The sequence below is a fragment of the Mycobacterium sp. genome, from assembly GCF_036488105.1.
In the GTDB taxonomy this organism is placed as follows: Bacteria; Actinomycetota; Actinomycetes; order Mycobacteriales; family Mycobacteriaceae; genus Mycobacterium.
Genome location: NZ_DASXHW010000447.1, coordinates 1 through 6,017, shown reverse-complemented (window position 1 = coordinate 6,017; position 6,017 = coordinate 1). Strand labels below are relative to the sequence as shown.

At 64.4% G+C, this 6,017-nt stretch carries 8 protein-coding genes and 1 pseudogene; 1 reads left to right on the top strand and 8 read right to left on the bottom strand.

Annotated elements, in window-relative coordinates:
• The 8 genes and pseudogenes from VGH54_RS23640 to hsaA form a co-directional block, all read right to left on the bottom strand.
• Positions 1 to 400: pseudogene (locus VGH54_RS23640) on the bottom strand (FMN-binding glutamate synthase family protein); the annotation flags it as partial.
• A gap of 29 nt (positions 401 to 429) precedes the next feature.
• Positions 430 to 783, bottom strand: a complete 354-nt coding sequence (locus tag VGH54_RS23635; RefSeq protein ID WP_331514543.1) for a VOC family protein — start codon at positions 781 to 783, stop codon at positions 430 to 432.
• A gap of 65 nt (positions 784 to 848) precedes the next feature.
• Positions 849 to 1,265 (bottom strand): VOC family protein, encoded by a 417-nt coding sequence (locus tag VGH54_RS23630; protein ID WP_331514541.1) that lies wholly within the window; start codon positions 1,263 to 1,265, stop codon positions 849 to 851.
• Between the two features lie 10 nt (positions 1,266 to 1,275).
• Complete coding sequence (locus VGH54_RS23625; protein WP_331514540.1) at positions 1,276 to 1,728, bottom strand: AraC family transcriptional regulator; 453 nt, start codon at positions 1,726 to 1,728, stop codon at positions 1,276 to 1,278.
• Positions 1,729 to 1,747: 19 nt separating this feature from the next.
• The gene (gene hsaB, locus VGH54_RS23620; RefSeq protein ID WP_331514539.1) at positions 1,748 to 2,311 is read right to left on the bottom strand and encodes a 3-hydroxy-9,10-secoandrosta-1,3,5(10)-triene-9,17-dione monooxygenase reductase subunit; all 564 of its coding nucleotides are present in this window, start codon (positions 2,309 to 2,311) and stop codon (positions 1,748 to 1,750) included.
• The gene (gene hsaC / locus VGH54_RS23615) at positions 2,311 to 3,210 is read right to left on the bottom strand and encodes an iron-dependent extradiol dioxygenase HsaC (protein WP_331514538.1); all 900 of its coding nucleotides are present in this window, start codon (positions 3,208 to 3,210) and stop codon (positions 2,311 to 2,313) included. The genes hsaB and hsaC overlap by 1 nt, the downstream gene beginning before the upstream one ends.
• Positions 3,210 to 4,082 carry a 4,5:9,10-diseco-3-hydroxy-5,9,17-trioxoandrosta-1(10),2-diene-4-oate hydrolase gene (gene hsaD / locus VGH54_RS23610; protein WP_331514537.1) on the bottom strand — a complete coding sequence of 291 codons (873 nt, stop codon included), beginning with the start codon at positions 4,080 to 4,082 and terminating at the stop codon, positions 3,210 to 3,212. The genes hsaC and hsaD overlap by 1 nt, the downstream gene beginning before the upstream one ends.
• On the bottom strand, positions 4,082 to 5,266 hold the full coding sequence (gene hsaA / locus VGH54_RS23605; RefSeq protein WP_331514536.1) for a 3-hydroxy-9,10-secoandrosta-1,3,5(10)-triene-9,17-dione monooxygenase oxygenase subunit: 1,185 nt from the start codon (positions 5,264 to 5,266) through the stop codon (positions 4,082 to 4,084). The genes hsaD and hsaA overlap by 1 nt, the downstream gene beginning before the upstream one ends.
• 143 nt (positions 5,267 to 5,409) lie before the next feature.
• On the opposite strand from hsaA, the gene VGH54_RS23600 reads away from it, so the two are divergent.
• Positions 5,410 to 6,017 (top strand): FAD-binding oxidoreductase (locus tag VGH54_RS23600; protein WP_331514535.1); only part of this gene is annotated, 608 nt, incomplete at its 3' end.

The following is a 6,017-nucleotide window of genomic DNA, read 5'->3' as shown; positions in this document are numbered from 1 at the left end:
CGGGCGGCTCGACCGGTCGCGCCGTGTGCACCAGATACTCGTAGCCGACCTGATCGATGTCGCGCTCGGTGCCGAACGCCAACTCTGCGGCGGTGCCCTTGGCCCGTTCGTAGATCAACGATCGAACGTCGCGGTCGAAGGGGCGCCCGTCGAAGTTCCGCTCGATGAAGTACTGCTGGATCTCCGGCCGCAGCGCCTCCAGCAGAAATCGCATGTGCCCGACGATCGGATAGTTCCGCAGCACCGAGTGCTGTCGCTGAACGAGGTCGTAGACGCCCACGGCGGCAACCACCGCGACCACCGCGGCGGGGATCCACCACACCCACGTCCACAGCAGCGCCAATGGCAGCAATGCCACGGCCAGGGCTGTCAGCAATGCGACAGAGACAAAGCGAATCACACCGGTGAGCGTAGCGTCAGCGCGAAGTATCAGTACTGCACCCGAAACCCGCCAATCAGCCAGATCTGGTTTCCATCCGGGTCGGTGAGCGCCGACAAGTGCACGCCTTTGTTGGCCGCAACGATCTCGCCGGGCTCAAGGCCGCGCCGTTTCAGCTCGTCGATATGGCCATCCAAATCTTGCACAGCGAAGTTGACAGTGGTTGAGCCGGCGCGTTGATCGTCGCAGAAGACCTGGACCCATCCATTCGAAACCACCTGCCATTCAACAAGATTGGCCATCGGATTATTATCCGCCGGACGTCCGAAAAGTTTCTCGTACCAGGGTCGACTCCTGTCAATGTCGCGCACAGGAACAACGGCCAGGACATGTTCGATCGACATCCGTCCCCCTTCGTTGGGATAAGGGATAGACCTACCGCGCCGGCCAAACTCATCGCGGATGTCGTTCAGGAGCCACTCAGTTGCGTGAGCCGCACGCTGTTGCCGGACGGGTCGCGGAATCCGGAGTCGATGCCGTATGGCATGTCGTGCGGCGCCTCGGTGAACTCGACACCACGGTCCCGGAGCTGCTCGTAAGTCGCCTGGCAGTCATCGGTGGTCAGGAACACGGTGCCGGCGAAGCCCTTCGCAACGACCTCCAACACCTGCTTTCTGGTTACCTCGTCCATCACTGGTGGGCCGGGCACGGCCATCAGCACGATCGACACATCGTCCTGGCCAGGCGGGCCGATGGTCAGCCACCGGAAGCCCATTTCGGGCAGCGTGACGTCTTCGCGCACTTCCATGCCCACCTTCTCGGTCCAGTAGTTCAACGCGACTTGTTGGTCGTGCACCCACAGTTGGGCGCTGGCAATTTTCAACATGAGGCCGACGCTACGGTCGGCTCACGCCGCCCGTCTTCTCCCCATGTGCTGTCTTGACACGGCTGTCCGGAACCGGTCTGGTGTCACGCTGCAGAACGCAGCTCGGCACCCGCGCGTACGCAGAGGCGGGGGGCATGCTCGCCCGGTATGCGGCCGGTGGCTTGCCGAACACCCGCGCGAAGGAGGTCGTGAACGAACCGACGCTCTGCAGCCCGACCATCACACAGATGTCGGCCACCGAGCGGTCGGTGTAACGCAGCAAAGCCGCCGCGCGCTCCAGCCGTCGGCTCTGAAGGTAGGCACGCGGCGACTCGCCGAACGTCTTGGAGAACATCCTGCTGAAATGCGCGCGGGACAACCCTGCGGCCGCGGCCAGGTCCTCGACAGTTATCTGCTCCGCATAGCGTGCGTCGACGAAATCCTTGGCCCTTAGCAAGTAACGGGCGGGCGGCACCTGGGACACGGCATCAATCCAAGGTCCGCTACAGCCAGGTGTCCTGGGTGGTCGTGGTGAGGAATGCTTCCAAGTCGTCACGCCACTGCGCGGGCGTGGTCTTGTCCGGCTCGATGCCGGTGTAGTCGCCGCGATAGAACAGCAGGGGCCGCGGCTTGATTTTCGGTACTTCGGACAGCGACTTCACCGCGCCGAACACCACGAAGTGATCGCCGCCGTCGTGCACCGAGGCCACCGTGCAGTCGATGTAGGCCAGCGACCCGTCGATGATCGGCGAGCCGAGTTCCGAAGGCGCCCAGTCGATGCCGGCGAATTTCTCCGGTTCCTTGGAGCCGAACCGGGCCGAGACGTGCTTCTGGCTCTCGGTCAACACGTTGACGCAGAAATTCCCGCTGGCCTCGATGGCCTTCCAGGACCGCGACACCTTGGTCGGACAGAACAGCACGAGCGGAGGGTCCAGTGACAATGCCGCAAAGGATTGACACGCGAAGCCGACCGGCACGTCGTCGTGCACGGTGGTGATGATCGTGATTCCGGTGCAGAACTGACCCAGCACGCTACGGAAGGCGCGGGCGTCGATCTGCCCGGACATTACTTGAAGCCGACGCTGAAGTCGTGGCCCCAGAGGCTGATAGCGGTGCTCTCCCGGGCAACCCAGTCGACGTCGTCGACTTTTCTTCCCTCGCAGCCGAATTCGATGTCGAATCCGCCGGGTGTCTTCATGTAGAACGACAGCATCAGGTCGTTGACGTGGCGGCCCAGGGTGGCCGACATCGGCACCTTGCGCCGTAGCGCCCGGTCCAGGCACAGCCCCACGTCGTCGGCTTCGTGCACCTCGATCATCAGGTGCACGATGCCGCTGGGGGTCTGCCCGGGCATGAAGGCCAGGCTGTGGTGACGGGGGTTGCAGCCCAGGAACCGCAGCCAGGCGGGCGGCCCGTCAGCGGGTCGCCCAACCACCTGCGGCGGCAGTCGCATCGAGTCACGCAGCTTGAAGTCCAGCACATCGCGGTAGAAGTGCAGCGTCTCGACGTCGTCGCGAGTCGTCAGTACCACGTGTCCCAGGCCCTGCTCACCGGTGACGAACTTGTGGCCGTACGGGCTGACGACCCGGCGGTGTTCGAGCGCGGCGCCGTGAAAGACCTCCAGGCCGTTGCCCGAGGGATCGGAGAATTTGATCATCTCGTCGACGCGACGGTCGGCCAACTCGGCGGCGGTAGCCTCCTTGTAGGGCGTGCCCTCGAGATCAAGCCGGTTACGGATCTCTTGCAGGCCTTCGGCATTCGCGCATTCCCAACCGGCCTCGGAGAGCCGGTCATGCTCGCCCGGCACGATCACCAGGCGGGCCGGGAAGTCGTCCATCCGCAAGTACAGCGCACCCTCGGTGCTGCCCTTGCCCTCGACCATGCCGAGAACCTTCAGCCCGTAGTCGCGCCAGGCTTGCATGTCGGTAGCTTCGATGCGCAGGTAGCCAAGTGAACGGATGCTCATCACGCACCTCCTAGGAAGTCGATAGTCAGTTTGTTGAATTCGTCGAACTTCTCCACCTGTGCCCAATGCCCACACTGTCCGAAAACGTGGAGCTGCGCACGGGGAATCGTCTTGAGCGCTACCAGAGCACCGTCGATCGGGTTGACCCGGTCCTCGCGGCCCCAGATCAGCAGCACCGGTTGACGCAGTTTGTAGACCTCGCGCCACATCATCCCGAGCTCGAAGTCCGCGCCGGAGAACGACATCCCCATCGCGCGGGTCGCCGTCAGCGATTCGGGCGTGGAGGCCAGTTCGAAGCGCTGGTCGATCAGTTCCGGGGTGATCAGCTTCTGGTCGTAGACCATGACCCGAAGGAACGCTTCGAGGTTCTCCCGCGTCGGCGCGACCGAGAACTTGCCGAGCCGCTTGACACCCTCGGTGGGGTCGGGCGCGAACAGGTTGACGCTCAACCCACCCGGACCCATCAGCACCAACTTGCCGGCCCTGTCCGGGTAGTCCAGGGCGAACCGGGCCGCGGTACCGCCGCCCAGCGAATTGCCCACCAGCGGAACACGTCCCAGGCCCAGGTGGTCGAACAGACCCTTCAGGGCCCTGGCCGCGTAGTGGTTGAACTGCCCGTGCTCTGCGCGTTTGTCGGAGTGACCGTAGCCGGGCTGGTCGACGGCCAGCACGTGAAAGCGCTGAGCCAGCACCGGAATGTTGCGGGAGAAGTTCGTCCAGCTCGCCGCACCGGGTCCGCCGCCGTGCAGCAGCACAATCGTCTGCTCTTTGCCGACGCCCGCCTCGTGATAGTGCAGCTTGAGCGGACCGTCGACGTCGACCTCGACGAACCGGGAGGTGGACTCGAAGGTGAGTTCTTCCGTCGCCGTCATCAGACCATGGTGTCGCCGGGCGGCAGCCCGAACTCGTGGTTACCGAAGATCAGGTAGGCCCGCTCGGGGTCGTTGGCCGCGTGCACCCGGCCCGCGTGCGCGTCACGCCAGAAGCGTTGCACCGGTGCGTCATTGGCCAGCGCCGTGGCACCGGAGGCCTCGAACAGCCGGTCGACCGAGGCGATGGACCGTCCGGTTGCGCGCACCTGGTCGCGACGAGCACGGGCGCGCAGGTCGAACGGGATCTCCTTGCCGGCTGAGAGCAATGCGTACTCGTCGCTGACATTGCCGATCAGCTGTCGCCACGCCGCGTCGATGTCGCTGGCTGCTTCGGCTATGCGGACCTTGGCGAACGGGTCGTCCTTGGCCTTCTCGCCGGCGAATGCCGCACGCACCCGCTTGCCCTGGTGCTCGACGTGCGCGTCGTACGCGCCGTAGGCCATGCCGACAATCGGCGCTGAGATGGTAGTGGGATGCATTGTCCCCCAAGGCATCTTGTAGACCGCAGCGGTGTTGTTCTGGTAGCCGCCCGCGGTGCCGTCGTTCATCTGCTTGTAGGACAGGAAGCGGTGCCGCGGCACGAAGACATCCTTGACGACGACGGTGTTGCTGCCGGTGCCCTTCAGGCCCACCACGTGCCAGACGTCATCGATGCGGTACTCGGTGCGCGGGATCAGGAAGCTGCCGAAGTCGACCGGCCGGCCGTCCTTGATCACCGGGCCGCCCAAGAAAGCCCAGGTTGCGTGGTCACAACCCGACGACCAGTTCCACGAACCGCTGACCAGGTAGCCGCCGTCGACGACCGTGCCCGCGCCCATCGGCGCGTAGGACGACGAAACACGCACTGCCGTGTCGTCGCCCCAGACCTCGTCCTGGGCCTGCTGGTCGAACAGCGCCAAGTGCCAGTTGTGCACACCGATGATCGAGCTGACCCAGCCGGTGGAACCGCACGCGCTGGCCAGTCGGCGGACCGCCTCGTAGAAAAGCGCGGGGTCGCATTCCAGCCCGCCCCATTGCTGGGGCTGCAGCAACTTGAAGAAACCGATCTCCTGGAGCTCGCTGACCGTGGCGTCCGGCAGTCGGCGCAGGTCCTCAGTTTCCTGGGCGCGCTGCCGCAGCTTCGGCAGTAGTTCGTCGACGCCGTCTAGGACCGACTGGGCGTCACGTTGTTGAATGGACGTCAAGGGTTCCTCCAAAGGTGGCTTACGTAGACAAAGACTAGAACACGTTCCGATTTGTGTCGAGCAGCTTGTTCCTGCGGCTGGTAGCGATACCGATACACCTTTCTGTAACCTGTTCTAGTTATGACTGAACGAAGGGCGGGGTGGTGACGGGCACGATTCCCGACGAGCCGCTCGGCAGCCATGTTCTCGAACTGGAGGTAGCCGACGTCGTCACCGAGACCGAGGACGCCCGTTCGCTGGTGTTCACGGTGCCCGATGGCGCTCAGATACCGGCGGAGCGGTTGCGCTACGCCCCCGGCCAGTTTCTGACGCTGCGTGTTCCCAGTGACCGCACGGGCTCGGTCGCCCGCTGCTATTCGCTGTGTAGCTCGCCGTTCACCGACGAGGCGATGACCGTCACCGTGAAACGGGACAAAGACGGCTACGCGTCGAACTGGCTGTGCGACCACGCCCATCCCGGCATGCGGATTCATGTGCTGGCGCCGTCGGGCACATTCGTACCCAAAACCCTCGACGACGACTTCCTGCTGCTGTCCGCCGGCAGCGGAATCACGCCGATCATGTCGATCTGCAAGTCGGCGCTGTTCGAAGGCGGCGGGCGGGTGCTGTTGGTCTACGCCAACCGCGACGAGCGGTCGGTGATCTTCGCCGATGCGCTGCGCGAACTCGCGGCAAAGTATCCCGACCGGCTGACCGTCGTGCATTGGCTGGAGTCGCTGCAGGGGTTGCCGTCGGCTACCGCGCTCGCTCA

Bases quoted from the DNA above. Each gene is read 5' to 3' on its own strand.
- VGH54_RS23635 (WP_331514543.1), bottom strand. From the start codon at position 783: ATGTCGATCGAACATGTCCTGGCCGTTGTTCCTGTGCGCGACATTGAC.
- VGH54_RS23630 (WP_331514541.1), bottom strand. From the start codon at position 1,265: ATGTTGAAAATTGCCAGCGCCCAACTGTGGGTGCACGACCAACAAGTC.
- hsaB (WP_331514539.1), bottom strand. From the start codon at position 2,311: ATGTCCGGGCAGATCGACGCCCGCGCCTTCCGTAGCGTGCTGGGTCAG.
- hsaC (WP_331514538.1), bottom strand. From the start codon at position 3,210: ATGAGCATCCGTTCACTTGGCTACCTGCGCATCGAAGCTACCGACATG.
- hsaD (WP_331514537.1), bottom strand. From the start codon at position 4,082: ATGACGGCGACGGAAGAACTCACCTTCGAGTCCACCTCCCGGTTCGTC.